25 protein-coding genes and 1 pseudogene are annotated in these 26,490 nt (G+C 63.2%); 18 read left to right on the forward strand and 8 right to left on the reverse strand.

The features are described from left to right. Window positions 1-747, reverse strand: coding sequence for a GntR family transcriptional regulator (locus tag B5M41_RS19325; RefSeq protein WP_134650159.1), 747 nt, complete (start codon window positions 745-747; stop codon window positions 1-3). Between the two features lie 158 nt (window positions 748-905). Next, complete coding sequence (locus tag B5M41_RS19330; protein ID WP_230640229.1) at window positions 906-1,697, reverse strand: FadR/GntR family transcriptional regulator; 792 nt, start codon at window positions 1,695-1,697, stop codon at window positions 906-908. A 268-nt stretch (window positions 1,698-1,965) separates the two neighbouring features. Here B5M41_RS19330 and B5M41_RS19335 point away from each other — a divergent pair, with 268 nt between their 5' ends. The 7 genes from B5M41_RS19335 (at window position 1,966) to B5M41_RS19365 (ending at window position 10,139) form a co-directional block, all read left to right on the forward strand. Then, window positions 1,966-2,937, forward strand: coding sequence for a substrate-binding domain-containing protein (locus B5M41_RS19335; RefSeq protein ID WP_134650161.1), 972 nt, complete (start codon window positions 1,966-1,968; stop codon window positions 2,935-2,937). Between the two features lie 114 nt (window positions 2,938-3,051). After that, a complete protein-coding gene (locus B5M41_RS19340) occupies window positions 3,052-4,584 on the forward strand; it encodes a sugar ABC transporter ATP-binding protein (protein WP_134650162.1) in 1,533 nt (510 codons plus the stop codon). Window positions 4,585-4,595: 11 nt separating this feature from the next. Next, complete coding sequence (locus tag B5M41_RS19345) at window positions 4,596-5,597, forward strand: ABC transporter permease (protein WP_134650163.1); 1,002 nt, start codon at window positions 4,596-4,598, stop codon at window positions 5,595-5,597. An 8-nt stretch (window positions 5,598-5,605) separates the two neighbouring features. After that, entirely contained in the window at window positions 5,606-6,502 is an 897-nt protein-coding gene (locus tag B5M41_RS19350; RefSeq protein ID WP_134650164.1) for an aldose 1-epimerase, read from the forward strand. Between the two features lie 42 nt (window positions 6,503-6,544). After that, complete coding sequence (locus tag B5M41_RS19355; protein ID WP_134650165.1) at window positions 6,545-8,182, forward strand: GMC family oxidoreductase; 1,638 nt, start codon at window positions 6,545-6,547, stop codon at window positions 8,180-8,182. Between the two features lie 19 nt (window positions 8,183-8,201). Then, window positions 8,202-9,350: a galactonate dehydratase gene (dgoD, locus tag B5M41_RS19360; protein ID WP_134650166.1), complete on the forward strand. Its 1,149-nt coding sequence runs from the start codon at window positions 8,202-8,204 to the stop codon at window positions 9,348-9,350. 9 nt (window positions 9,351-9,359) lie between these two features. Further along, entirely contained in the window at window positions 9,360-10,139 is a 780-nt protein-coding gene (locus tag B5M41_RS19365; protein ID WP_134650167.1) for an SDR family oxidoreductase, read from the forward strand. A gap of 23 nt (window positions 10,140-10,162) precedes the next feature. Here the strand turns inward: B5M41_RS19365 and B5M41_RS19370 are convergent, their stop codons facing one another. Continuing rightward, window positions 10,163-11,077, reverse strand: a complete 915-nt coding sequence (locus B5M41_RS19370) for a hydroxymethylglutaryl-CoA lyase (RefSeq protein WP_134650168.1) — start codon at window positions 11,075-11,077, stop codon at window positions 10,163-10,165. Window positions 11,078-11,270: 193 nt separating this feature from the next. Here B5M41_RS19370 and B5M41_RS19375 point away from each other — a divergent pair, with 193 nt between their 5' ends. The 6 genes from B5M41_RS19375 to B5M41_RS19400 all read left to right on the forward strand — a co-directional run bounded on the left by B5M41_RS19375 (window position 11,271) and on the right by B5M41_RS19400 (window position 17,597). Beyond that, the gene (locus tag B5M41_RS19375; protein WP_134650169.1) at window positions 11,271-12,689 is read left to right on the forward strand and encodes an aldehyde dehydrogenase family protein; all 1,419 of its coding nucleotides are present in this window, start codon (window positions 11,271-11,273) and stop codon (window positions 12,687-12,689) included. Between the two features lie 6 nt (window positions 12,690-12,695). Continuing rightward, complete coding sequence (locus tag B5M41_RS19380) at window positions 12,696-13,805, forward strand: iron-containing alcohol dehydrogenase (RefSeq protein ID WP_134650170.1); 1,110 nt, start codon at window positions 12,696-12,698, stop codon at window positions 13,803-13,805. Window positions 13,806-13,835: 30 nt separating this feature from the next. Beyond that, window positions 13,836-14,495, forward strand: coding sequence for a GntR family transcriptional regulator (locus B5M41_RS19385; protein WP_134650171.1), 660 nt, complete (start codon window positions 13,836-13,838; stop codon window positions 14,493-14,495). 302 nt (window positions 14,496-14,797) lie between these two features. Then, complete coding sequence (locus B5M41_RS19390) at window positions 14,798-15,775, forward strand: TRAP transporter substrate-binding protein (RefSeq protein ID WP_134650172.1); 978 nt, start codon at window positions 14,798-14,800, stop codon at window positions 15,773-15,775. Further along, window positions 15,775-16,341 carry a TRAP transporter small permease gene (locus B5M41_RS19395; RefSeq protein WP_134650173.1) on the forward strand — a complete coding sequence of 189 codons (567 nt, stop codon included), beginning with the start codon at window positions 15,775-15,777 and terminating at the stop codon, window positions 16,339-16,341. Before B5M41_RS19390 ends, B5M41_RS19395 begins: the two co-directional genes overlap by 1 nt. Next, entirely contained in the window at window positions 16,338-17,597 is a 1,260-nt protein-coding gene (locus tag B5M41_RS19400) for a TRAP transporter large permease (RefSeq protein WP_134650174.1), read from the forward strand. Before B5M41_RS19395 ends, B5M41_RS19400 begins: the two co-directional genes overlap by 4 nt. 46 nt (window positions 17,598-17,643) lie before the next feature. On the opposite strand, the gene B5M41_RS19405 is transcribed toward B5M41_RS19400, so the two are convergent. From B5M41_RS19405 to B5M41_RS19425, 5 genes are all read right to left on the reverse strand, one after another. Further along, on the reverse strand, window positions 17,644-18,618 hold the full coding sequence (locus tag B5M41_RS19405; protein ID WP_134650175.1) for a LysR substrate-binding domain-containing protein: 975 nt from the start codon (window positions 18,616-18,618) through the stop codon (window positions 17,644-17,646). An 80-nt stretch (window positions 18,619-18,698) separates the two neighbouring features. Then, on the reverse strand, window positions 18,699-19,580 hold the full coding sequence (locus tag B5M41_RS19410) for an NAD(P)-dependent oxidoreductase (RefSeq protein WP_134650176.1): 882 nt from the start codon (window positions 19,578-19,580) through the stop codon (window positions 18,699-18,701). Window positions 19,581-19,587: 7 nt separating this feature from the next. Next, the gene (locus B5M41_RS19415; protein WP_134650177.1) at window positions 19,588-20,847 is read right to left on the reverse strand and encodes a TRAP transporter large permease; all 1,260 of its coding nucleotides are present in this window, start codon (window positions 20,845-20,847) and stop codon (window positions 19,588-19,590) included. Continuing rightward, entirely contained in the window at window positions 20,844-21,410 is a 567-nt protein-coding gene (locus B5M41_RS19420) for a TRAP transporter small permease (RefSeq protein ID WP_134650178.1), read from the reverse strand. The genes B5M41_RS19415 and B5M41_RS19420 overlap by 4 nt, the downstream gene beginning before the upstream one ends. Continuing rightward, window positions 21,410-22,384, reverse strand: a complete 975-nt coding sequence (locus B5M41_RS19425) for a TRAP transporter substrate-binding protein (protein WP_134650179.1) — start codon at window positions 22,382-22,384, stop codon at window positions 21,410-21,412. Before B5M41_RS19425 ends, B5M41_RS19420 begins: the two co-directional genes overlap by 1 nt. A 285-nt stretch (window positions 22,385-22,669) precedes the next feature. On the opposite strand from B5M41_RS19425, the gene B5M41_RS19430 reads away from it, so the two are divergent. From B5M41_RS19430 to B5M41_RS27170, 5 genes and pseudogenes are all read left to right on the forward strand, one after another. Beyond that, entirely contained in the window at window positions 22,670-23,524 is an 855-nt protein-coding gene (locus B5M41_RS19430; protein ID WP_134650180.1) for a transketolase, read from the forward strand. 14 nt (window positions 23,525-23,538) lie between these two features. Continuing rightward, window positions 23,539-24,585, forward strand: a complete 1,047-nt coding sequence (locus B5M41_RS19435; RefSeq protein WP_134650181.1) for a transketolase family protein — start codon at window positions 23,539-23,541, stop codon at window positions 24,583-24,585. 63 nt (window positions 24,586-24,648) lie between these two features. Further along, the gene (locus B5M41_RS19440) at window positions 24,649-25,407 is read left to right on the forward strand and encodes an SDR family NAD(P)-dependent oxidoreductase (protein WP_134650182.1); all 759 of its coding nucleotides are present in this window, start codon (window positions 24,649-24,651) and stop codon (window positions 25,405-25,407) included. A gap of 53 nt (window positions 25,408-25,460) precedes the next feature. After that, a complete protein-coding gene (locus B5M41_RS19445) occupies window positions 25,461-26,285 on the forward strand; it encodes a sugar phosphate isomerase/epimerase family protein (RefSeq protein ID WP_134650183.1) in 825 nt (274 codons plus the stop codon). Window positions 26,286-26,361: 76 nt separating this feature from the next. Continuing rightward, window positions 26,362-26,463: pseudogene (locus tag B5M41_RS27170) on the forward strand (dihydroxyacetone kinase subunit L); the annotation flags it as partial. Between the last annotated feature and the right edge of the window lie 27 nt (window positions 26,464-26,490).

A 26,490-nucleotide genomic window follows, 5' to 3' on the forward strand; every position in this document is an offset into this window, starting at 1 on the left:
TTATCGCATCAGTTCGATCACGAAATCGTAGACGTCGCCGCGATACTTGGTCTGCGTGAATTCCACGATCTGGCCGTCCGCCAGGAAGCAGCGGCGCTCCATGATAAGGAGGGAGGTGTCGTCAGGCGCCGCGAGCAGTCGTCGCTCCTCATCGGTGCCGGGCTTTGCCTGCATGCGTTGCAATGCGCGCACGGGCAGGGCGCCAGCGGCCTCCAGATATTCGTAGAGCGAGTTGCCAATGGCCTGCGGCTCGGGCACGAAGCGCGCGGGCAGGGTCGCCATCTCGATGGCGATCGGCTGTCCGTCGGCTGTCCGCAGGCGGCGCAGCCGCACCACCTTCTCGCTTCCGGAAATGCCCAACGCCATCATTTCAGCCGGCGAAGGCCTTGAAATTTCGCGTGAAATCCATGTGCATCCCGGCTCCAGACCGCGTGAGCGCATATCCTCGGAAAAGCTGGTCATTGTCGCGAGCGATTTTTCCAGCCGGGAAGACACGACGGTTTTCGCGCCATGGCGCCGGTCGAGCACGCCGTCCGATACGAGCCCTTCGATGGCCTTCCGCACGGTGACGCGCGAGAGGCCCAGTTCCTGGCTTAGCACGCGCTCGCTCGGAATGACCCCACCGCGCTTGATCTGTGCGGATGCAATCGCCTGCTTGAGGGCGGTTTCCAGCTGCCGATAGAGCGGTTCACGGCTGGCAGCCGCAAGCTCGTGCGCGAGGAAGTCCAGGATCGGCCGGTCGGTCATGAAAAGCGCGCCTTCAAGGCGATTCCTCACCAGAATATTTTTCTGATGTTAAACTGGTATTGATTTTGTGCAACAGATTTCGCGTGCTGCGGGCCTAGCTGGGCCGGCATTTGGCAAAGTGACCTGCCTGACGAGGATCATTTTCGTCTGATGGCGATCTACGTCTCATCCTTCGAAGGCCATTCACGGCCGCGCGATTTTCTGAGCGCGTCGGTGATCTCGCTTCTTGCCACGCCGATCAATTGTTCCATGGCGTGACGTGCCGCGTCTGGTCGGCGCATGCGGATGGCTTCCAGGACGTCCTGGTGCTTGAGGATCGCCTGCTCGTGCGATTGGCTCGCGCGGTTGGTGAGACGAAAGCTCGCGAGCAGGGCGGCGCGGATGGCAGTGGCGAACTGGCGGTAGACCCAGTTGCCGCTGGCATTGATGATGGCGGTGTGAAAATCGAGGTCGGCGCGGCTCCATTCCTCGTTGTCGCGCGAATTGGCCTCCACCATGTCCTCGAAGGCCTTCGCGATCTGCGACAGTTCGCGGGCGCTCGCATTGGCCGCTGCCTGTGCCGCTGCTGCGGGCTCGAGCAGCTGGCGCGCGTCGATCAGGGACGTGTAGAACGTTTCGTCCGCACCGATGCTCAACATGACGTCGAGAAGGAGCGGATCCAGATAGTTCCAGTTCTCCCGCGGCAGCACGGTCGTTCCAGCGCGGGTGCGGGACCGCACCATGCCAAGGGCCGACATATATTGCATGGCCTCGCGCAGGCTGGTGCGACTGACGCCGAACTGCTCCGTGAGCTCGGCCTCATTCGGCAGGGTCGAGCCTTCCGCCATCTCTCCAGAAACGATCTTCTCGACGATCTGCCGCAGAAGCGCTTCGCGGACACTGCGTTTGCCCCGCTCGGCAATCGGATCTCCGTTCTGCGTCAGGTTCCGTGCCACGGGTGTTGCCGCCACACTGCTTCTCCTATGCGCCCGCATGCAGCTTCGGTGCCTTTGAGGAAGGTCACGCAGGACCGCCGGCTACACTAAGTATTATTTATTCTGCCGCTTCTAACGTGTTTTCCGCGCCGTATCCAGTGAAGAAGCGCGTGCAGGGCGCTTATGAAAAAATAAATCGTATTTATATTGACATTAATATGATGAAGTTTAGAGTGCGATGGCATCGCGACGGCCCGCCAACGGCGGACCATCGGCGCACACCATCGTTTTGTGGGAGGATCATATGAAATTCATCGCCAAAGCCGCGCTGGCGAGCCTTGCCGCTCTTGCTGCATCCACCGCGTTCGCGCAGGACAAGGATCTCAAGGTCGGCGCCATCTATATGGACGCGCAGGGCTTCTATGCCGGCGTACGAAAGGGCATCCAGGATGGCGCTAAGGATGCCGGCCGCAAGCTCGAGGTTATCGAAACCAATGCGCAAGGCGATGTCAGCAAGGAATCGTCCTTCATCGACTCGCTGATTTCCGCAGGCGTGCAGGCCATCATCGTCTCGCCGGTCTCCGCCGACGGTTCGTTCCGCGCGATCCGCCGCGCCCATGACGCTGGCATTCCGGTCGTCTGCTACAATACCTGCCTTAGCGAAAACGACATGAAGGACTATGTCTCCGCCTATGCGGTGGGTGACCCTTATCAGTTCGGCCACAAGCTGGGCGACGCGGCCGCCGACTATTTCCTCGCGGAGAAGAAGGACGCGCCGACCATCGCGGTGCTCAACTGCGAGTTCGTCGAAGTGTGCGTCACCCGCCGCAAGGGTTTCGAGGAGGCGCTGTTCGCCAAGGTGCCGAACGCCAAGATCGTCGATAACCAGGAGGGTGCTACCCTCGACAAGGCGGTATCGGTGGCCAGCACCATGCTCTCGTCGCATCCGGATCTCGATGCTTTCTTCGGTGAGGCGGGCGGCGCAACCCTTGGTGCGGCGCGCGCTGTCAAGAGCCAGGGCCGCGTCGGCAAGACCGTGGTCTTCGGCGGCGACATGACGACGGAAATTGCTCAGGAGCTCGCCGACTTCAGCGTCATCAAGGCGGTTGTCGACATCTCGGGCCAGGGCCTCGGTAAGCTCGCGCTGACGCAGGCAATCAATTCCATCGACGGCAAGCCGCCGGCCGATATCAAGGTCGCCTACGACATCGACCTCTATAAGAGTGCGGAAGACGGCAAGGGCTGGCTTGAGGCGCACGCCGACGGCATTCCGTGATCTCCCGGGGCGACGGCCCTTTGCGGTCGTCGCGACCAGCCCGGCGGGGATCCTCCACGGTTCCGGCCGGGCTGGAGCATTCGTTTTAATCCAAGGACTTCAGGCGGGCCCGTCATGATCCAATCCGCAAATGCGCGTCAAAACGACCCGGTCGGCGGCGCCATAGCCGCGCTCGAGGGTTGTACGAAACGCTATCCCGGCGTTCTGGCGCTCGACAATGCCTCCTTCCGGGTCGCTCCCGGCGAGGTGCGCGCGCTGCTTGGCAAGAATGGGGCCGGCAAGTCCACGCTGATCCGCATGCTGACCGGCGCCGAGGTGCCCGACAGCGGCACCGTCAGCATCGACGGCGTCGCGCTGAGCGGAAGCGGTTCTGCGCGCGCGCAGGAGGCTTTTGTCCGCGGCGTCCGCGTCGTCTATCAGGAACTCAGCCTCGTTCCCGGCATGTCGATTGCGGAAAATCTCTTTCTCGGCCGTTGGCCGCGGCGTGCCGGCATTCTCGATTATGCCGGCATGGAGGCTGAGGCACGGGATGCCATGCAAAGGCTCGGCCTCGACATGCCGCCGTCCGATCCCGTCGCCGGTCTAAGCCCGGCGGAGCGCCAGCTCGTCGAGATCGCCCGCGTGCTGCTCGGCAAGCCGAAACTCGTGATCCTGGATGAGCCCACGAGCTCGCTTGCTGCGGCGGAAGCCGAGAAGGTGATGGCGGCCGTCAAGCGTATTGCCGCGGACGGGATCGCAGTCATCTATATCAGCCACCGCATGAACGAGATTCGCCAGATTGCCCGCTCTGCGACCGTCATGCGCGATGGCCGAATCATCGACACGGTCGATGTCGCCGGTGCCGATACGCGTGAGATCGTCCGCCTCATGCTCGGCTCCGAGGCGGCCCAGGCGGCGGCTGTCGAGACGAAAGCGCGCGACAAGGTGGTCCTCGATATCTCCGGTCTTGCCCTGGCGCCAAAGCTCGCTTGCGTCTCGTTCCAACTGCGCCAGGGGGAGGTTCTGGGCATTGCAGGCCTGCTTGGCGCCGGCCGCACGGAGCTGCTTCAGGCCATCATGGGCGTTCGCGCCTATGACAGCGGAACAATCTGCGTCGACGGTACCGATATTCGGCGCCCTGGATATCGGGCCATGCTTAACCGCGGCTTCGGCTACACGCCGGAAAGCCGCAAGGAGGAGGGCATCGTGCCACTCCTCGGTGTCGACGAAAACACCGTGGCGACGGATTTTGCAGCGGTCAGCCGGCGCGGCATCCTCTCGGCCCGGCGGATCGCCGAGGCGACCCGGGATGTCATCGCACGGCTTCACGTGAAGACGGCGGCGACGGATACGCCGATCGGCACGCTGTCAGGCGGCAATCAGCAGAAGGTCGTCATCGGCCGCTGGGTTCATGCCGGCAGCCGCGTGCTCCTGCTGGACGAGCCGACCCGCGGCGTCGATGTCGAGGCGAAGGCGCAGATCTACGCCATTATCCGGCAGCTTGCCGCGGAGGGCCGCAGCGTCATCTTCGTCTCCAGCGAAATCGAGGAACTGCCACTCGTCTGCGACCGCGTGCTCGTGCTGCGCGAAGGCAGGCTGATGGAAGAATTCAAATCCCCCAATATCGATCAGGATGCCGTGATGGCGGCCTGCATCGCCGGTCATTGATGGAGACCAGAATGTCCAACGACCAGGCCGTTCGAACCGTGCCGAGTGGAGCGCCGCGTCGCCGTGGCTTCTCACAGCACATGAACGAAATCAGCCTCTTCGTCGCTATCGTTGTGCTTTACGTGGTGTTCACGACGACAGCCAACGGCTTCATGAGCTTCAACAACCAGATCAACATCCTGCGTGACGCCGCGACGATCGGCATCGCGGCATGGGCGGCGACGCTGATTATCATTTCCGGCGAGATCGATGTCAGCGTCGGCCCGATGGTGGCCTTCATCTCGGTCGCGCTCGCCTATCTTCTGCAATGGGGCGTCCCGACGCCGCTTGCCTTCGTGCTCGCCATCATCATCGGCGCGGCCCTCGGCTCGATTGCCGGCATCTTGCGCGCCTATTTCGACGTTCCGTCCTTCGTCGGCACGCTCGGACTGTGGAGTGCACTGCGTGGCACGGCGCTGTTCATGACCGACGCACTTCCGGTGTCGATCGGTCGCAACGATATCGTCGACATGCTCGATCGCCCCGTGCTTGGCGTACCGCCGGCCGCGATCATCATGCTCATCCTTTTCGCCGTCTTTGCCTTCGTCAGCCGCAAGACCGCATTCGGCCGTTCGGTCTACGCCATTGGCGGCAATCCGCAGGCGGCGTTCCTGTCAGGCATCAATGTCGCGCGCATCCGGGTCCAGCTTTTCGCAATCGCCGGCGCCATGGCCGCCGTGTCCGGCATCCTCCTCCTGTCCCGCCTCGGTTCGGGCAACGCGACGGCGGCGAGCGGGCTCGAGTTCGACGTGATCGCGGCGGTTGTGGTCGGTGGCACGGCTTTGTCGGGCGGCCGCGGCTCTATGCTTGGTACGTTGCTCGGCGTGCTGGTGATCACGCTCATCGGCAACGGCCTCGTCCTGCTCGGCATCAATCCCTTTTTCCAGCAGGTCGTACGCGGTCTCATCATCGTCGTTGCCGTTCTCGCCAATATTCAGGCGATCAAGCGCGGCGCGGCGCGCAACAAGGGCTGAGGCGCGCTATGGCGATAATCGATATCGGCAAGGGCGATCTCTCGGCACGCATCTCCACGGCCGGCGGCCTCGTGCTCGGGCTGTGGTGGCACAGGGATGGGGCATCGGTTCCCCTGTTGCGGCCAGCACCCGGGGATGATGCCGACGCGCTTGCTTCCGGCTGCTACCCGCTGGTTCCCTTCGGCAACCGGGTGCGCGGCAATGCCTTCCGCTTCGAAGGACGGGACTATCGCTTTCAGCCGAACACCGATTGGGACCCGCATTATCTGCATGGTGAAGGCTGGCAGGCCGACTGGTCGGTTCTGCAGCACGGCGCGGATGCGGTTACGCTCTCCTTCGCGCATCTGAGCGGCGAGGGTACGCCATATCGGTATGAAGCGCAGCAGCGCTTCGCCGTAAACGATGGAGCCTTCGTGCTCGGCTTGTCGGTGACGAACCGCGGCGATGCGGCGCTGCCCTTCGGGCTCGGTTGGCACCCGTATTTCCCGATGACGCCGGAAACGATATTGCTGGCGCCCGCCACCCGGTACTGGACGGAGGTAGAAGGCTGGCTGCCCGGCGAGGCCGTGGATATTCCGGAAGATGTCGATTTCCGCTCGCCGCGTTCCCTGCCGCATCGCTGGGTAAACAACGGTTTCGAAGACTGGTCGGGCGAGGCACGTATAGACTGGCCGGAGCGCGCGACGCAGCTGTCGCTCAGCGCCGATCCGCTGTTTCGCCATGCTTTCGTCTTCGTGTCAGATACCGGTTTCGATCCGGCGTTCCAGCGTGACTATTTCTGCTTCGAGCCGATGTCACATCTTGCCGACGGCCAGAACATGCCGGGGCTCGGCGACCTTAAAGTGCTCCGCCCGGGAGAGACATTGTCCGGCAGCGTGCGCCTGACGCCGACCAGGCTGGCCTGAAACGAAACGACGATTTGCCGAAGACCGGCAGGAGATGGCGCGATGCCGCAAGAGACAAGCTACGATTACATCATCGTCGGGGGCGGCAGCGCGGCCTGTGTCGTCGCCGCGCGGCTTGTGAAGGAGGCTCGCGCCCGCGTGCTCATGCTCGAGCGCGGTCCGCGCAAGGCCAATCCCATCATGCACTTTCCGGCCGGCTACATGAAGTTCCTGGCCAAGGACACCTATCTCGCCATGCACCAGACCGAACCGCAGCCGCAGCTGGGCGGTCGTGGTCCGATCGTGCCGCAGGGCAAGGTTCTCGGCGGTGGCAGCACGGTGAATGCGATGGTCTACATGCGCGGGCAGGCGGCCGACTATGATAGATGGAATAACTCAATCACCGCGCCGGGCGCGGAAAACGACGGCGCCTGGTCCTACCGGGACATGCTGCCCTACTTCAAGGCGCAGGAGGATAACGATCACCTGGCCGGCGAATTCCACGGCGTCGGCGGGCCGCTCAAGATTTCCGATCTCGGCCACACCAGCCCGATGACCCGCGCCTATATCAAGACGCTGCAAACCATGGGCATCCCCTGGAACCCGGATTTCAACGGGGCCGGGCAGTTCGGCGTCGGCATGATGCAGCATACCATCGACTGGCAGACCCGCCGGCGGTGCAGTGCTGTCGACGCCTTTCTGGCACCTGTCATGGACGACCCTCTGCTGACCATCGAAACCGAAGCGACGGTGACGAAACTTCTCTTGCAGAACGACGCGGCGACCGGCGTCGAATATATCCAGCGCGGTGTAACGCGACGCGCCGAGGCGGGCATCGAGGTCATCCTCGCCGCCGGCGCCTACCAGACACCGAAACTCCTCATGCTGTCGGGCATCGGCCCCGAAGCGGAGCTGGCGCGCCACGGCATTCGCACCGAGATCGCCCTGCCGGGGGTCGGCCAGAACCTTCAGGACCATTACGAGTGCCCGGTCGTGGCGACGACCAAGGGTGCTTTCGGTTACTACGGTCAGGATCGCGGTTGGCCGATGATCAAGGCCGGCCTGCAGTATCTGCTGTTCAAGTCCGGCCCGGTGACCACAACGGGCGTCGAGACCTGCGCATTCTACGATCCCGACGGCAACAATGCCGAGCCGACCATCCAGATGTTCTGCGTGCCGACGGTCTATCTCGACCGCGACGTGATGGGGACCGATCCGGGCCACGGCGTCACCATCAATTCGCTTCTGCTTCGGCCGAAGGCGCGTGGCAGCGTGACGCTGACTTCCGCTGATCCTCTGCGCAATCCCGTGGTCAGCACCGGCATCTTCAACCATCCCGATGACCTGCGCCTGACGGTCAAGAGCTTCCGGTTCGCCCGTACGGTTCTGGATGCGTCTCCGATGCGTGAGCTGATCGAGCGAGAGATTTTTCCCGGTGCGGACGTGACCAGTGATGAAGCCATCGCCGAACATTGCCGGCGTACGGTCAAGACCGGCTACCACCCCGTCGGCACCTGCCGCATGGGTCATGACGGTGACGAGATGGCGGTTCTCACGCCGCGGCTGACCGTGCGCGGCGCCGCAAGGCTTCGCGTCATCGACGCATCGATGATGCCCACCATCGTGAGCGGCAATACCAATGCGGCGGTGCTGGGCGCTGCCGCCAAGGCCGCGGACCTCATCCTCGAACGCGCAGCCTAGAGCACCGGAGGGCGATCCTATGAAGATCACCAAGCTGACCACCTACATCGTCCCGCCGCGCTGGCTGTTCCTCAAGATCGAGACGGATGAGGGCATCGTCGGCTGGGGCGAGCCGGTCGTGGAAGGCCGTGCGCTGACGGTGGAGGCGGCGGTGCACGAGCTGGCCGACTACCTGGTCGGCAAGGACCCGCTGATGATCGAAGATCATTGGCAGGTCATGTATCGCGGCGGCTTCTATCGCGGCGGCGCCATTCACATGTCGGCGCTTGCGGGCATCGACCAGGCGCTCTGGGACATCAAGGGCAAGGCCTATGGCCAGCCGGTCCACGCCCTGCTCGGGGGACAGGTGCGCGATCGGATCAAGGTTTACAGCTGGATCGGCGGCGACCGCCCCGCGGATGTCGCCAGGAACGCGCGCGATATCGTGGCCAGCGGGTTCAAGGCCCTCAAGTTGAATGGCGCGGAAGAAATGCAGATCGTCGACAGCAACGACAAGATCGATGCGATCGTCGCGACCATCGGCACGGTGCGTGACGCGGTTGGCCCGCATATCGGTATCGGTGCCGATTTCCACGGCCGCGTACACCGTCCCATGGCCAAGGTTCTGGCCAAGGAACTCGAACCGTTCAGGCTGATGTTCATCGAGGAGCCGGTGCTTTCGGAAAACCGCGAAGCGCTGAAGGAGATCGCCAACCACTGCTCGACGCCGATCGCGCTTGGCGAACGGCTCTACTCGCGCTGGGATTTCAAATCCGTGCTGGCCGACGGCTATGTCGATATCCTCCAGCCCGACCTTTCCCATGCCGGCGGCATAACGGAATGCCGCAAGATCGCGGCGATGGCTGAAGCCTATGACGTGGCCCTGGCGCCCCATTGCCCGCTGGGGCCAATCGCACTCGCCGCCTGCCTGCAGATCGATGCCGTCTCCTACAATGCCTTTATTCAGGAGCAGAGTCTCGGCATCCACTACAACAAGGGCAACGACATTCTGGACTATATCTCCAACAAGGAGGTGTTCCAGTATGCCGACGGTTTCGTGTCGATTCCGCAAGGGCCGGGCCTTGGCATCGAGGTGGACGAGGCCTACGTCATCGAGCGGGCAAAGGAAGGGCACCGCTGGCGCAACCCCGTCTGGCGTCATGCCGATGGCAGCGTCGCCGAGTGGTAGGAGAAGTTTATGGCCGGACGTCTTGAAGACAAGCGCGTCGTCATCACCGGCGCCGCACAGGGCATCGGCCTCGCCATGGCCGAGGCGTTCCTTGCCGAAGGTGCGGCCCTTTTCCTGATCGACCGCGACGGAGACCTCCTGGCCAAGGAAGCCGCAAGGCTTGGAGCCGAGGCTCGCCGGATCGGGATCATGGCGGCTGATATCACCGATGCGGAGGCGATGGAGCTGGCGGTCGCAACGGCGGACAAGGAGATCGGGCAACCGAATGCCCTGGTCAACAACGCCGGCGTCAACGTCTTTTCAGAACCGTTGAAGATGAGCGATGCGGACTGGCAGCGCTGCTTCGACATCAATCTCAAGGGGGCATGGAACTGCAGCAGGGCCGTGCTGCCGGGCATGATCGGACAGGGCGGCGGCGTCATTCTCAACATTGCCTCGACGCACGCCTTCACGATCATTCCGCATACATTCCCCTATCCCGTCGCCAAGCATGCCCTTCTCGGCATGACGAAAGCGCTCGGCCTGGAATATGCCGGGCAGGGCGTGCGGGTGAATGCGCTTGCGCCCGGCTATGTACGCACGCAAAAGGTCATCGACTACTGGAACAGCTTTCCCGATCCCGTCGCGGCCGAGGCCGAGACGATGAAGCTCCATCCCGGCGGCCGGATCGCGACACCGGAAGAGATTGCCATGGCCGCGCTCTTCCTCGTCTCGGACGAGTGCCCCTTCATCAATGCCACCTGCCTGACCGCGGACGGTGGATTGACCGTGCTGCACCATCCGGCATGAGAGGCGCGTCAGGAGCCGCGCGTCTAGGCGTAGACGCGATCGCTGGTGCCTGCCTTCACGACGTAGCCCGGCGTGGCGTGGCCGAGCAGGGCGGGAAGCTCGCCTGAAAGCCCGATCAGCGCCGGAAGGTCGCCCCCCGTGTCGATGCCGCAATTGTGGAACATGTGCACGAGATCCTCAGTACACACATTGCCCGTCGCGCCAGGCGCATAGGGGCAGCCGCCGATGCCGCCCAATGCGGAATCGAAGCTGCGGATGCCGGCATCATAGGCGGCAAGCGCGTTGGCAAGCCCCAAATCCCTCGTGTTGTGCAGGTGCAGCGTCAACGGCAGGTCGGGGTGATGCCGGAAGATGGTCGTCGTGAGCTCGCCGACCTGGCGGGGATTGGCGACGCCAATCGTATCGGCGATGGTGACGCCCTCGATGCCCATCTCGCGGTAGGTGTCGATGGCCCACAGCACCCGCTCCACCGGTTGGCGGCCCTCAAAGGGGCAGCCGAAGGTCGTGGCGATCGTGCCGTTCACAAAGATGCCGCTGCCGGCAATCACGGTCATGATCTCCCGGAACTGGGCCAGCGACTGGTCGCAGGTCATCCGCATATTCGCGAGATTGTGGCGCTCTCCGATCGACATGACGAGGTTCACCTCGTCCACGACGCTTTGCAGCGCGCGCTCGGCGCCGCGCACATTCGGCACGAGCGCAGTGTATCGTACGCCCGGTACGCGCTTTATGCCCCGCAGCACATCGGCCGCGTCGCGCAGGTTCGGGATCGCTTTGGGCGAGACAAAGGAGGAAACTTCCAGGCGCCGGATACCTGTGCGCGACAGGCCGTCGGCAAGCCGGATTTTTTCCTCTGTCGGAACGAAATCCGGCTCATTCTGGAAGCCGTCCCGCAGGACGACTTCATTGATCTCCACCCGATCTGTTTTCGCTGACATGTCCGCACCTCTGGTTTCAATCGCCATGCCGCCTAGCACGCCACATCAAAGGTATCAATAAAAATCTAAACTGATGCATCAGAGAAAATATTTTGATTGCGGCTTTACGTAGAGCGTCGTATAGATCTTGTGATGCCTTATCTGATGCATCACCGCATGGAGCATGTGGCCGTGACCGCGGCCTGGAGGAACAATGTCTCAGTCCGCAGACCACATTCACATCAAAGACCTCGTCGACGGGGCGCGCAGGGCGCAGGCCATCCTGAACGGCTACAGCCAGGAGCAGGTCGACCTGATCGCCGGTGCCATCGTCTATCACCTGTCGCGCCCCGAACTGGCAACGATGATCGCCGAGATGGCCTATGATGAAACGAAGATGGGCCTTGTCGAAAGCAAGCGCGCCAAGCTTACCCACAAGATGCCGGCGATCTTCCACGATATCCGCGCGGAAAAGACCGTCGGCATCATCGAGCGCGACGAGGAAAACGGCATCACCACCATAGCCAAGCCCTATGGGGTCATTGCGGCGCTCGTGCCGAGCACCAATTGCGAGGCGACGCCGATCTTCAAGTCCGTTCTGGGTATTCGCGCCCGCAACGCCGTGATCTGCGCGCCGCATCCGGCGAGCAAGAAGACGACCATCTTCGTGGTGGATATCATCCGCCAGATTCTTCGCGCGCTCAATGCTCCGGAAGACCTGGTCCAGTGCATCGCCGCGCCGTCCAAGGCGCTCGCGGCCGAACTCATGGCTCAGTGCGACGTCACCATGGCGACGGGCTCGGGCGATATGGTGGCGGCGGCCTACTCGTCCGGCAAGCCGGCCTATGGCGTCGGCGTCGGCAACGCCGCCGTGATCATCGACGAGACGATCGATCTGGCGGAAACCGCATCCAAGATCAGGATCGGCAAGACCGGTGACAACGCCTCGGGCTGCTCGGCGGAGAACTCTATCATCGTCCAGGCGTCCGTCTACGAGGGCTTCCTGCGCGCGCTCGAAAAGGAGGGGGCCTATATCGCAACGGCCGAAGAAAAGGCCAGGCTCCAGACCGTGCTCTGGGAAAACGGCCACGTCTCTCGCAAGGTCGTTGCCCGTCCGGTCGGCGAAATCGCGGCGCTCGCCGGTATCGACGTACCGGCGGACCGCAAGTTCATCGTGGTGGAAGAGCAGGGCGCCGGTGCCGACTATCCGTTCTCCGGCGAAAAGCTTAGCCTTGTCCTCACCTGCTACAAATACGACGCCTTCGACGACGCCATCGCGCTGGTCAACGCCATCACCGGCTATTCGGGTGCCGGCCATTCCTGTGGCATTCATTCCAATGATCCCGAGCGCATCTTGAAGCTCGGCCTCGAAACGAAGACCTCGCGGGTCATCGTGCGCCAGTCGCACGGTGTTGCGAATTCGGGCAGCTGGTCCAACGGCCTGGCGAAGACCTTCTCGCTCGGCTGCGGCAGCTGGGGCGGGAACTCCGTATCCGAGAACGTCACCCAGAGGCACTATTACAACACGACGCGCATCGCCGAACCGCTTGACCGGTCGGCGCCTGACGACCAGGCTATCTACGGCCCCCTGCTCGGGAAGATCGCCGCCGTGCGTATCGCAGCGGGAGCCTGAACGACGATGAAGTTCGCTGTTCGCCCACAGCTCCATGGCTACGACACCTTCGCCGCCTTCACCGAAGCCCATACCGTCACGGAACGGGATCTGATCTTCACGCAACGCGTCCTGCATGACGCCTTCATGAAGGATACGCCGGCGCAAACCTTGTTCTATGACGACTTCTGTGGTGGCGAGCCGACGGATGTCGCAGTAGACGAAATGCTTCGTGCTGTCCGCAAGCTCGGCTTCGAGCGTCTCATCGCCATCGGCGGCGGCTCCATCCTCGATTGTGCGAAGGTGCTGGCGCTGGATTCGGATAAGACCGTGGCTGGCCTTTTCGCGGCCGGTGTGCAGCCAGGCCGCAAGGCGGGCCTTCTCCTGATCCCGACGACGTGCGGTACGGGTTGCGAAGTTACCTGTGTTTCGGTCTTCGATTTTCCGTCCATCGGCAGCAAGATCGGCAAGGGTTTCGACGCGGGTTTTGCAGACCACGCCGTCCTGATCGACGAGCTCCTGTCGAAGATTCCCTATCATGTCTTTGCGACATCCTCGGCCGACGCGCTCGTGCACGCCTTGGAAATCTATCTCGCGCCGCGCGCCAGCGCCTATACGGACATGTTCTGCATGGCGGCCATACGCGCGATCCTGCAGGGCTACATGCGCATCGTGCAACATGGTCGCGATGTCATCCAGCAGGACGCCAAGGCATATCTGACCGCCAGCAACATGGCGGGCATCGCATTGGCAAACGTGCTGGCCGGCGGCGTTCACGCGATCGCGATGCATTTCGGCAGCGCGCATCACGTGCCGCACGGCGAGGCGACACGGCTTTTCCTGCCGCCGGTCTTCAAGATCTATTATGAGAAGGCCCCGGACGGAAAGATCGCCGATATCGCGCGCCTGATCGAGGATGTCGTGGGCGTAAGCGATGGCGGCAATCCCTTCGATGCGCTCGATGCGCTTCTTGCCGCAGTGGTGCCGACACGGCGGCTTGGCGAATACGGCATGACCGCCGGTGACGCGGGCCGGTACGCCGACAAGGTGATCGAAACACAGCAGCGATTGCTGGTGAACAACTATGTTCCGCTTTCGGCGCAGGATATAGCGAGGGTATATAGCGAACTCATGTGACGAGGCCCTACGGTGTCCAGAGGGAAGACGATGACGCGAAACTATTCCGACAAGGCGTATGAAACGCTGCGGGACAGGATCATCAATGGTGGTCTGCGTCCGTCGGCTCCCCTCGACATTCACCGCATCGCCAGTGAATTCGAAATGAGCATCACGCCGGTACGCGACGCGATCAAGCGGCTGGAAGCCGACGGGCTGGTGGAGGTCATTCCGCGCTCGGGGACGTTTGTGCGCCATTTCACGATCCAGGACCTCATCAAGGGGTACGAACTGGTCGAGGCGCTCGATGGCATGGCGGGATATTTGCTGGCCGAACGTGTCGCCGCCGGCGACGTCGATGGACAGGAACTGGAAGGGCGTCTGACGCCGCTGGTCGACAGGATGGAGGAGAACCTGGACCGCGACCAGGCGCGGATATGGGCGGAGTTGGACGGGCAATTCCACCAGATCATCTTCGACATGTCCGAAAACGCGCTGATCGCCAGCAGCTATTATTCGGTCCGCGACCAGATGAAATCGGTGCTGTCCTTTGTCAGCCCGATTTATGTCGACCGGGCGAATTCCGTCCGGGAGCACCGGTTGATCATCGCGGCCATCGCGGCCGGTAACAGCGAGAAGGCACGCAAGCTTTGCCAGGATCACCGCCATCTGGTGCGCGAGATCCTTAAGAAGCTGCTGCTTCAGATGTAGAGACGGGTCGGGGGGCGTATGAGGAAGGCAGTCGGGCAGCCGGAATGGTGCATCGCGCGGTGCGCCGCAGGCAGCAATGCCCGCCGGCCGTTCGGCCAGACAAACCGGTTCGGCGTCGTTCGTCGAACCACCTGATCGGCACCCCTGAGGGGATGTCCGTTCGACCGGGCAAATCGGTTTCATGGCAGCGACACCTGTGATGCAGGTGTGCATGACCCACTGTTGCCGCTGACAGGTCGACCTTCGGGAGGGGAGCCCGAAAACACCATCTATCGGTTCGTGACAACAAGTGGAGGATAGTCATGAAAGTTCGCAATCTCGTCACTGCTCTGGTCGTTTCATTGTGCGCCAGTTCCGCAGCCGCCCAGCAGTTTCAGATCTCGCACAGTGCGGCCGTGGGCAATCCCAAGGATACCGCGTCCCTCAAGTTCGCGGAACTCGTCAAGGAGCGCACCGACGGGCGCATAACCGTCGATGTCGGTACCAGTTCGCAGTTTGGTGACGACGCAGAGAGCATCACCAACATCCGCCTGGGGACCATCGCATTCTCGGCGAACGCGCAGGGTGCGACGTCGGGCGCGGTTCCCGAGATCGGGCTTCTCGGTCTGCCCTTCCTGTTCCAGAGCCTCGAGCAGGCCGAAACCGTGATGGATGGCCCGGTCGGCGACAAGATCGCCGCGGCGGCCGAAAAGCAGGGCATCCTGGTTCTAGCGTGGTGGAACAACGGCATTCGCGAAACGTCGAACTCCAGCAAGCCCATCCTGGCTCCGGGCGATCTCGCCGGTCTGAAGATCCGCACGCCGCCGGATCCGATGACCATCGACATCTTCGAGGCGCTCGGCGCGTCGCCCACCCCCATGGCCTTCTCCGAACTCTACATCGCGCTCCAGCAGAAGGTGGTCGACGGTCAGGAAAACCCGCTGATCAACATCTACTCCTCGAAGCTCTACGAGGTTCAGCCCTATATCAGCCGCACCAACCACAAATTCGAATCCACGCCGTTCCTCGCTTCGAAGATCGTCTTCGATTCGCTTTCGCCTGAGGATCAGGACATCATTCGCAAGGCCGCCGTCGAGGCAGGCGAGCTGAACCGCAAGATGGTTCGCGAGCAGAGCGAGGAACTTTATGCCAAGCTGAAGGAGGCAGGCGTGACGTTCAACGATGTGGACCCTGCACCGTTCATTTCCGCGACACAGCCGGTCTACGAGAAGTGGCGTGCGCAATATCCGGAACTTGTCGACGAGCTGGTCGCGGCGGCAAGGCAGGCGGCGGCGCAATAATGGGGCTGGCCAACTCCCCCCTCTATGACGTCAAGGCGGGTCCGTCCGCCTTGCGCGTCTCCAACATGGCTGGCCTCGTCATCGACTACCTCGCCATCGCGATTTCCGTCGGCTCCATCGTCGTCATCTTCCTGGCGCTGATGGCCGAGGTTGTCGTGCGCTACTTCACCTCCGCGGGCCTCGGCTGGCCCAACGAGGTGCCCAACCTGCTCTTCCCATGGCTCATCATGGGCGGTATCGTCATCGGCGCGCAGCGCGGCAGCCATATCGCCGCCGAAGCCGTCCGCAGCTTCCTCAGCACCGAACAGCTGCGCAAGCTCCTCATGCTGTTGCATGCGATGATCGCCGTCGCGTTCTGCTATCTCGCGTGGCTTTCGCTGCAGGTCATCGCCATCACCAAGGCGCAGGTCTTCCCGATGACCGGGCTGGGACAGGCCTGGGCCTATTCGGCCCTGCTCTTCGGCTTCGGCGGTATCGCGCTCGCCTCGCTCGTCAACATCGTGCGGGTCGCCTTTGCGCAGGACCCGCAGTCCCTGAACCAAACCGATCCGGAGCACGCGCCATGACTGCGATCATGCTCGCCGTTTTCGCGGTCCTGCTGGCGCTTTCCATGCCGGTCGGATACGCCCTCATCATCGCCTCGGGCGGCGCCATCCTGTGGCATGGTGGAACGCCCACGGTGCTTGCCGTCGTCAAGCTGTTTCAGCCGACCCAGAGCTTCCCGCTGCTGGCCATTCCTTTCTTCATCCTTGCCGGCTCGCTGATGATGTCCGGCACGCTCGGCCAGAAGCTCGTCCAGCTCGCCGCCGCCCTCGTCGGTCGCTTCCATGGCGGCATGGGACAGGTCACCGTCGTCGGCTCCACCATCTTTGGCGGCGTTTCCGGCTCGGCAGTGGCGGAAGCCTCCGCCCTCGGCTCCATGCTCATCCCATGGCAGAAACGTGAAGGCTATCCGGCCGGCTTTGCCGCCGCTGTGACCGCATCCTCGGCCACGATCGCCGGCCTCATCCCGCCGTCGATCCCGCTCATTCTCTATTCGACGGTCGCCAATGTCTCGATTGCGGCCCTGTTCACCGCAGGCATCCTGCCCGGCCTGATGCTCGCCGCCGGGATGATGCTGGTCTGCTACCTGTCCGGCCGTATCCGTAATTTTCCGCGGCTCACCGACCGCTCGCAGTTCCCGCCCTTCGGCAGGCTGTTCGTCTCGGCTCTGCCCGCGCTCGCCATGCCACTCTTCATCGTGCTTCTTCTGCGCGCCGGCATCGCGACGCCGACCGAGGTCAGCGTCATCGCGGTGTTCTATGCACTCGTCGTCAGCGCCGTCGTCTACCGTGACCTGACCCTCAAGAGCATCTACGCCGCGCTGATCGGGACCGTCGTTACGACAGGCATCGTCATGCTGGTCATCACCGCTTCCAGCCTCGTCGGCCACGTGCTGATCACGGAGCGAGTTCCCACCATCGTGGCACAATGGGCGCAGCAGACGCTGGGCACGATGATCCTGATCATCCTCATGATGAACATCATCATGCTGGTGGTGGGCATGTTCCTCGACCTGCCTGCAGCGATTCTGCTGCTGGGCCCGACCTTCGTGGCCATCGGCCAGACGATCGGCCTGGATCCGATCCAGCTCGGTATAATGATCTGCATCAACCTGTCGATCGGCCTATTCACTCCGCCCATCGGCACCACGCTGTTCATCGGCGCGGCCATAGCACGCGTCCCCATCGGCGCCGTCGTGCGCGAACTCTGGCCCTTCTACCTTGTTGCAGCCCTTGCCCTTGGCCTCATTTCCTACGTCCCGGCCCTGACCATCTATTGAGGATGGATGTCTGTCGGCCGCGTCCCCCCGGGCGCGGCCGGAAATGCTAGCGCAGGACGGGCTCGCCATCGCTGGCGAAGCGGATCCGGCAGCCGAGCCCTTCGAGAAGGCCGCGCGCCTGGTGATCGAAGCTCCGGCCCTGCTCACGGATCCAGTCGGAGAACAGCCGCACATTGCGCCTGTTGACGTGGCGGGGCGGGCAGGCGATCCAGTAGGCGGGAAACTCCACGACATCGAAGGCGGTCGAGAGCGGGACGAGCGTGCCGCGCTCGAGATCTCCCTGGGCGAGGGTGGCGGAATCGAGCACCACGCCCGCGCCGTCGCGGGCAAGCTGGATGGCCATTGAAGACCGGTCGAAGCGCAGCGGTGCCTGCTCCATCGGCGGGTCGATGCCATGCACCAGCAGCCAGGCGTCCCATTGATAGAGCGTCTTCACCGAATGGATCAGCCGTGCATGGGCGAGAAGACCGGCCGGATCCGTATCGTCGGCCGCCAGCCGCTCGCGATAGGCCGGGCTGCACATCGGCAGGAAGAAATCGTTGATGATGCACTCGGTATGCAGGCCCTCCCAGGCGCCTGCGCCGTATCGCATGTCGAGATCGATCGCCTCCGTTTCGAAGTCGGAGAAATCGGGCGTGGCATCGACGCGAATACCCCAGTCGGGATTGGCGTCGAGGAAATGCTTGAGGCGCGGCGTCAGCCAGCGGACGGCAAAGCTGGGGCTGGAACGCACCGTCAGCTGCCGGTTGTTGCGCTGGCGCAGGACCACGGCCCGGGCGCCCCGGATCATGCGGAATGCATTGGTCGTCGCCTGGAAAAGCGTCTCGCCGTCGAGCGTCAGGCTCAGGCGCCGGTCCTTGCGGCGAAACAGGCGCACACCCCATTGCTCCTCGAGCTGCTTGAGCTGCTGGCTGACGGCGGCGGCGGACACACCGAGTTCGGCAGCGGCCAGTGACACGCGCCCCGTGCGGGCGACGGCCTCGAAATAGGCAAGTGAATTCAGATTGGGATTGATGGCCACGCCGGTCTCCGCATGATATGCGACGCGCCGGGTTCAATCCGGCGCGTCGCCCGCCAATGGGCTGCGGCGTGCCGTGGATGTCAAGAGACGCCGTTGAGACGGCGATAGGCGGCGATGACCTTGCTGTCATCGGCAAGACCATTGCCGCTGCCGCTTTCGGCAAGGAACATCTGGTGAGCGGCGGCGGCAAGCGGCAGCCCCATGCCGGCCGAACGCCCGGCGGAAAGCGCGATGCCGAGATCCTTGACGAAGATATCGACCGCGCTCGTTACGGGCGGGGCTTCCATCAGCATGCGCGGGCCGCGGTCCTTCAGCATCCAGCTTGAGGCCGCCGAGCCGGAGACGATCTCCAGGAGCGTGGCGACGTCGACGCCAGCCTTTTCGCCCAGCGCCAGCGCTTCCCCGGCCGCGGCGAGGTGTACGCCGCAGAGAAGCTGGTTGATTGCCTTGACCACCGCACCCTGCCCGACCTTCGGGCCGCAATGGTAGAGCTTGTCGCCCATGGCGCGAAGGATCGGAGCGGTGGCGTCGAAGTCGTCCTGCGGCGCACCCACCATGATGGTCAGCGTCGCCGCCTTCGCGCCGACGACACCGCCGGAGACCGGGCAGTCGACAAGCCGCTTGCCGCTTGCCCGGATCTCTTTTTCCAGTGCCGTGACCTCGTCCGGCGGGCAGGTCGCCATCAGACAGACATGCGCGCCCGCGGGAAGTGCGGCGAGCGCCCCGGCCTCGATCAGCACGGTCCGCGCCTGCGCGGCATTGACCACCATCAGAATCAGCGCATCGGCGTGCTGGCAGGCCGATGCGAGGCTTTCGGGGCGCATCCCGCCGGCCGCTGCGAGCGCGTCCATGGCCTGCGGTCGCGTATCAAAGCCATGGACAGAGTACCCGGCCTTGACCAGGTTGGTGGCCATGGGCAGGCCCATGGAGCCTAGCCCGACAAAGGCGATGGTCTTGCTCATGCTATCCTCAATAGATTGTGAGTGCTGGAACGTATGACATCAATATCAGCACGATGAACGCGACCAGATAGAAAGGCCAGAGCTCCTTGACGACAGCGCCGATCGGAACGCGTGCTATGGCCGCGCCGATGAACAGCGTGGTGCCGATGGGCGGAGTGAAGAGGCCGATCGACAGGTTGATGCATACCATCACGCCGAGCTGGATCGGATCCATGCCGATGGCGTGTCCGATGGCCACGAAGGTCGGCCCCAGCAACAGGATCGCTGCAGGCAGGTCGAGGAACATGCCGACCACCAGCATGATGATGTTCATCATGAGGATGATCAGAATGGCATTGACCAGCGTGTCCTGCGCCCACTGCGCCACGATGGTGGGAACCCGCTCGGTGATGAGCACGTGTCCGACCAGGCTGGAGGCGGTGATGACCAGCATGACGATGCCGGTGGTAATCACGGTTCCCACCAGTGCCTCGTGCAGGCGCGCCCAGGTCAGGTCGCGGTAGACGATGACGCTGACGACCAGTGCATAGAACACCGCGATGACGCTGACCTCGGTCGGCGTGGCGATGCCGGCGCGCAGCAGCACGACGATGAAGAACGGCATCAGGAGCGCGGGCAGGGCAGAAAGGATCGATTTGCCAATGGAGCGCAAATGTGTCTGGTCGGTAAGCCGTGGAAAATTACGGATACGGCCGGACAGGTAGCAGACCACCATCATGCCGGCGGCGAGCATCAGGCCGGGCAGGACGGCAGCGGAGAACAGTGCCGCGATGGAGGCGTTGGAGACGGTGGAATAGAGGATGAGCGGGATCGACGGCGGAATGAGGCCCGCGATCGTCGAGGACGAGGCTGTGACGGCGGCGGCAAAGCCGGCCGGATAACCTTCGCGCTTCTGCCACGGGATGAGCATGGAGCCGAGGGCGGAAGCTTCCGCCACAGCGGACCCGGAGACGCCGCCAAAGATGGTGGACCCCACGACGGTGACCTGGCCCATGCCGCCATGAAAGCGGCCGACGAGGGCGGCGGCGAATTGCACGAGCTTCTGGCCGAGCGTGCCCGACATCATCAGCGAGCCGGACAGGATGAAGAAGGGAATGGCCAGCAGCGGGAAGCTCTGGGTCGGCTGGAACAGCTTGACGACGGCGAGCACCGTGGGCGTTCCGCCATGGAAGAGAATGGCCGTACCGGCGGCGATGATCAGCGCATAGCCGACGGGCACGGACAGGGCCAGAAGGACGGCGAAAATGCCGGTCATGACGGCGGTCATGTCATATGCTCCGTTTCCGTCTGGTGGACGAGGCGCGGATCCGCTGCATAGGCCACCCGAATGAGATTGACGCCGGCTGCCAGCGCGATGCCGCCGAAACCGAAGAGAAGAGAACTGTACGCCCAGGCCTGACCAAATCCGGTCATGGGGAAGACCTGGACCCTCGTGATCTGGATGACCTGCAGCGAAAGCCAGGCGAGATAGGCGAACGAAATGGCCACGAGCAGATTGATGCCCATCAGCAGAAGGCGCAGCTTCGCCGCGTCAAGCATGGAGCGCAGTGCTTCGGCCGCGATATGGGCTCCGCGCTGCGCGCCCACGACGATGCCGCCCATGATGAGCCACGGAAAGAGCAAGCTGGGCACTTCGTTCGGCCAGCCGAGGCCGGCAGAGGTGAAATAGCGCACGACGACTTCCGCCATCAGCGCAAGGAAGATGACGACGACCGCGGAGACGGCAATGAGGATCGCAATCCGGTCGAGGACCTCGCCGACCAGATTCGCGAAGCGCAAGGCGGGAGAACCCGCCTTGCCATCGGTTGCCCGAACAGGAGCCGCCGTCATCACTTGGCGGCTTCCTTGGCCGCTGCGATGAGTTCGTCGACGAGTTCCGGGTACTGGGCGCGCCACTTTTCGTAGACCGGCTGCGTGGCCGCGACGAACGGTGCGGGATCGACCTCGTTGAACTTGATGCTAGCGGCCTCAAGCGTGGTGCGCAGTTCGGTCGACTGGTCGCGCACCATCTTTCGGTTCAGTTCTCCAGCTTCCTTCGCGGCCGCGCGGACGATTTCCTGGTCTTCGGCGGCGAGACCGTCAAAGACGATCTTCGACGCCAGAAAGGGGGTCGCCTCGTACTTGTGGTTTGTCATCGAGATGAAAGGCTGAACTTCATGCAGTTTCGACGAATATATGTTGATCAGCGGGTTCTCCTGACCGTCAACCACGCCCTGCTGGAGCGCGATGTAAAGCTCTGAGAAGGCCATGGGAGTCGGTGACGCGCCAAGCGCTTCGAAGATGTCGATGGTCATCGGATCCGGCGGCGTGCGGATCTTCATACCCTTCAGGTCATCCGGCGCCACGATCGGCTTCTTGGAGTTGGACACTTCGCGAATGCCGTTGTTCCACCAACCCAGCACGACCAGGCCCTGCTTTTCGGCCGCCGCCGCGATCTTGTCGCCGACAGGGCCGTCCATCACGGCTTCGGCCTGCTCGAGATTCTGGAAGAGGAACGGCAGCCCCAGTAGCGCGATCTCAGGCACAACGGCTGAGGTGGTGCCCTGAGAATTCGCCGAGAACGCAATGGTACCGAGGCGCATGTTGGTGATGGTCTCGGCGTCGTCGCCGAACTGTGCGGCACCGCCGACGTCGACCTGAAGGCGACCGCCCGACTTTTCCTTGACGATCTCGGAGAACTTCAGCGAGGCAGCATCCTTTGGATTGCCCGCGCCTGCATTGTGAGACAGCTGGAACGTCTGGGCATTGGCCGTGCTGGCGCACAACGCAAAGGCAACGGCGGTCAATAGATGGCGAAATTTCATGTCGCTCCTCCCTAGGGCGTGGGTTGTCTACGCGAAAGGGAAGCCTCCGACACTGCGTGATCCGCGATTGTTGATCTGCCGTCACAGTGGCGGCGGCGATCAGCCGGATCATGCAGCGGAACGTCCTCCTCGCCCGCTTCCATGAACCTCGCTCATCTGAACGAAAGCGTCATCTAAGTTTTTCTAAACAACTTGTTCGAATAACTTAATTGAAGGTCGTTTTTTTCCGCGGCAGTAGTGTCAGTCGTTGGCGCCGTGACTGCGTCGGACGACACGGGAGGAACCATGACCATCCAGGCCACGGCGGCGACGCTGTCGAACATGAGCCTTGCGCGCCGCGCTTGGGAAATCCGCCGCAAGGCCCTTCGCATGGGCGAGGTGCAGGGCCAGGGCTATGTCGGGCAGGCGCTCGGCATTGCCGACGTTCTCTCCGTCTCCTATTTCCACGCGCTCGCCTATCGGCCGGATGAACCCGAATGGGAAGGCCGCGATCGATTTCTGCTTTCCATCGGCCACTACGCCATCGCGCTCTATTCGGCGCTGATCGAGGCCGGCATTCTGCCGGAACAGGAACTTGAGACCTACGGGATGGATGACAGCCGCCTGCCGATGTCCGGCATGGCAGCCTATACGCCCGGCATGGAGATCACCGGCGGATCGCTCGGCCAGGGACTGGGCATCGGTGTCGGCATGGCGCTCGGCCTCAAAGCCAAGAAAAACCCGGCCTTCGTGTATAACCTGATGTCCGACGGCGAACTCGGCGAGGGCTCCACCTGGGAAGCCGCCATGTCGGCGGCCCATCACAAGCTGGACAATCTCGTCTGCATCGTCGATTTCAACGACCAGCAGGCCGACGGAAAGTCGACGGATATGCTGTGCTCCGAGCCGCTCGGCGACAAGTGGGCGTCCTTCGGCTGGCATGTTCAGCGTGTGGACGGCAACGACATCGCTGCGCTCGTCGCGGCTTTCGATGCGGCGCGAGACCTCAAGGACGCCAAGCCCCGCGTCATCATCTGTGACACGATCATGTGCAAGGGCGTGCCTTTTCTCGAACAGCGCGAAATCACGCATTTCGTGCGGGTCGAGGCGGACGAATGGCAGAAGGCGCTCGCCGTTCTCGATGCGAACCGGCCGGAATGAGGGAGGATCACGCTATGAACGCCACGCATAAATACGACCCGCACCGCAAATGGGAAGCCCGCACGCCGCCGAAGCCCGGCGAAGGCGGACGCACGTCGGCAATGATCGCCTCCCTGGCCGCCGAAGGCTACGAGACGGTTTCCGCCCCCTTCGGCCACGCCCTGGTAGAGGAAGCGAAGAAGAACGACCGCATCGTCGGCCTCACCGCCGATCTTTCGAAATATACCGACCTCCATATCTTCGCCCAGGCTTTTCCCGAACGGTTCTACCAGATGGGCATGGCCGAGCAGGTGATGATTTCGGCCGCTGCCGGCATGGCGCGTGAGGGCTTCATACCCTTCGCCACCACCTATGCCGTCTTCGCCTCGCGCCGCGCCTATGATTTTATCGCCATGGCCATCGCCGAGGAGTATCTGCCGGTCAAGATCGTCTGCGCCCTGCCGGGCCTGACGACCGGTTACGGGCCTAGCCACCAGGCGACCGAAGACCTCGCGATCTTCCGCGGCCTGCCCAATCTGACGATCGTCGATCCGTGCGATGCCATCGATGTGGTGGAAGCGGTTCCGGCCATTGCGGCGCATGAAGGGCCGGTCTATATGCGCCTGCCGCGCGGCAAGGTACCGTCCGTCATCCGCCAGCATTGCCCGGACTACAAGTTCGAGCTCGGCAAGGCCAAGCTACTGCGAGACGGCAAGGACGTGCTCGTCATCGCTTCCGGCTTCATGACGATGCGCGCGCTTGATGCGGCCGTCGAACTGGAAGCGCAGGGCATATCCGCCGCCGTGCTGCATTGCCCGACGATCAAGCCGCTGGACACCGAGACGATCCTCGCGGAAGCCGGCAAGGGTGGACGTCTCGTCGTCACGGCGGAAAACCACACGAAGGTCGGCGGTCTCGGCGAGGCGGTCGCATCGACGCTGCTGACGCATGGTGTGACACCGGCCTTCCGCATGATCGGCCTCCCGGACCAGTTCCTCGATGCCGGTGCGCTTCCGACCCTGCATGATCGCTACGGCATCTCGACCGCCGCCATGATCACGCAGATCCGCGGCTGGCTCTGACCTTCATTTCAACGAATTGCGCCCCGGCAGAAGGCCGGGCGCGGCTACCCAGGGAGAAACCTCATGGCCACTGCTCTGCTTCAGGGCAAATTCGCCGTCGTCACCGGCGCGGCATCCAAGCGCGGTCTCGGCAAGGCGACGGCGAAGCTCTTCGCCGAACACGGCGCGACCGTCGCGATCCTCGACCTCGACGAGGGGGCGGCGAAAGAGGCTGCCGCCGATCTCGGCCCGCAGCATATCGGCATGGCATGTAACGTCACCGATCTCGAAGGCGTTAAGAAAGTCATCGACGCGTTGGCCGCCAAGTGGGGCCGGATTGATATCCTCGTCAACAATGCCGGCATCACCCAGCCGCTGAAGATCATGGACATCGCGCCGAAGAACTACGATGCTGTCCTAGACGTGAACCTGCGCGGCACGCTTTACTGCAGCCAGGCAGTCATTCCGCACATGCGTTCACGCAAGGAAGGCAAGATCGTCAACCTGTCGTCGGTCTCCGCGCAGCGCGGCGGCGGCATTTTCGGCGGTCCGCACTACTCCGCGGCCAAGGCAGGCGTGCTGGGCCTGACCAAGGCGATGGCGCGTGAACTGGCGCCGGACAATGTCCGCGTCAATGCGATCTGCCCAGGCTTCATCGCCACTGACATCACCGGCGGCATGCTGACGCCGGAAAAGCTGGAAGAGATCAAGCTCGGCATCCCGATGGGCCGCGCCGGCACGGCGGACGACGTCGCGGGCTGCGCGCTGTTCCTCGCCTCAGATCTCTCGGCCTATGTCACGGGCTCCGAAGTCGATGTGAACGGCGGCTCGCTCATTCATTGATCCTGCCGGCCGGCGCGTTTCGACGTGCCGGCCCTGCATCCGAGGAAGAAGGCATGAAACTGGGATTGGGAAGCTACGCCTTCCGTTGGTCGATCGGGATCAAGAACCTGCATCCGGCGCAGCCGATGACGGCGATGGAGGTGTTGGAGATCGCCCATCAGCACGGCCTGTCGCTCGTGCAATATGCCGATAACCTGCCGCTGGACCGGCTGACGGCGGAAGAACACCTTGCTCTCAGGGCACGCGCTGACAGCTATGGCATGGCGCTGGAACTCGGCACGCAGTCCTTCGATGCGGAAGAACTCGCCCGATACATTCCCATCGGCGAGCGCATCGGTTCGAAAATCCTGCGGGTGGCGCTCGATGCCGAGGATGCGCAGATCCCCGTGCCGGAGCTTGCTGCGCAAATCCGGGACCTCTTGCCCGACGGCAAGCGCGCCGGTTTGCGTTTCGCCATTGAAAACCACTTCAACTATCCGTCGCCGCGCATGGTCAAGCTTCTCGATGCCGTCGCCGACGATGCGCTCGGCGTCTGCCTCGACGTCGCCAATTCCATCTGCGCCGGCGAATGGCCGATGACCACGGTAAGGATGCTGGCGCCCTACACGATCAACCTGCATCTCAAGGACTACGAGATCACGCCTGATCCCTATGGCGTCGGTTTCCGCATCCATGGCACGCCCTTGTCGGAGGGCAGGGCCGAAATCGAGGAAATCCTGGCAACGCTCGCCCATTGCCCCGACGACATGAGCGTCATCCTCGAACATTGGCTGCCGCAGTCCGACGACATGGAGGCCACGCGGCAAATGGAACATACCTGGCTTGGCCGCACCGTTGCCGCCGCCAAGCAGCTGGTGCCGGGCGACCATAACGTGTAGAGCCGTTTGGACGGAACAACGTGGCCGCCGGGGACGACGTTCGTCCGGCAGGAACGAGACCGTGACATTCGAGAGCCGCAGGGGCCGTTTGGCGAAACTGGGCGCGCGGTCGCTCGGGCATATCGACGCGGGCGCTGCGTCCGCCGCGCTCATTCTCGCGGCGATGCGGGAAACCTGAGATGTGCCTGACCTGCCGGCGAGAGGG

Source organism: Shinella sumterensis (assembly GCF_004514425.2).
GTDB lineage: Bacteria > Pseudomonadota > Alphaproteobacteria > Rhizobiales > Rhizobiaceae > Shinella > Shinella sumterensis.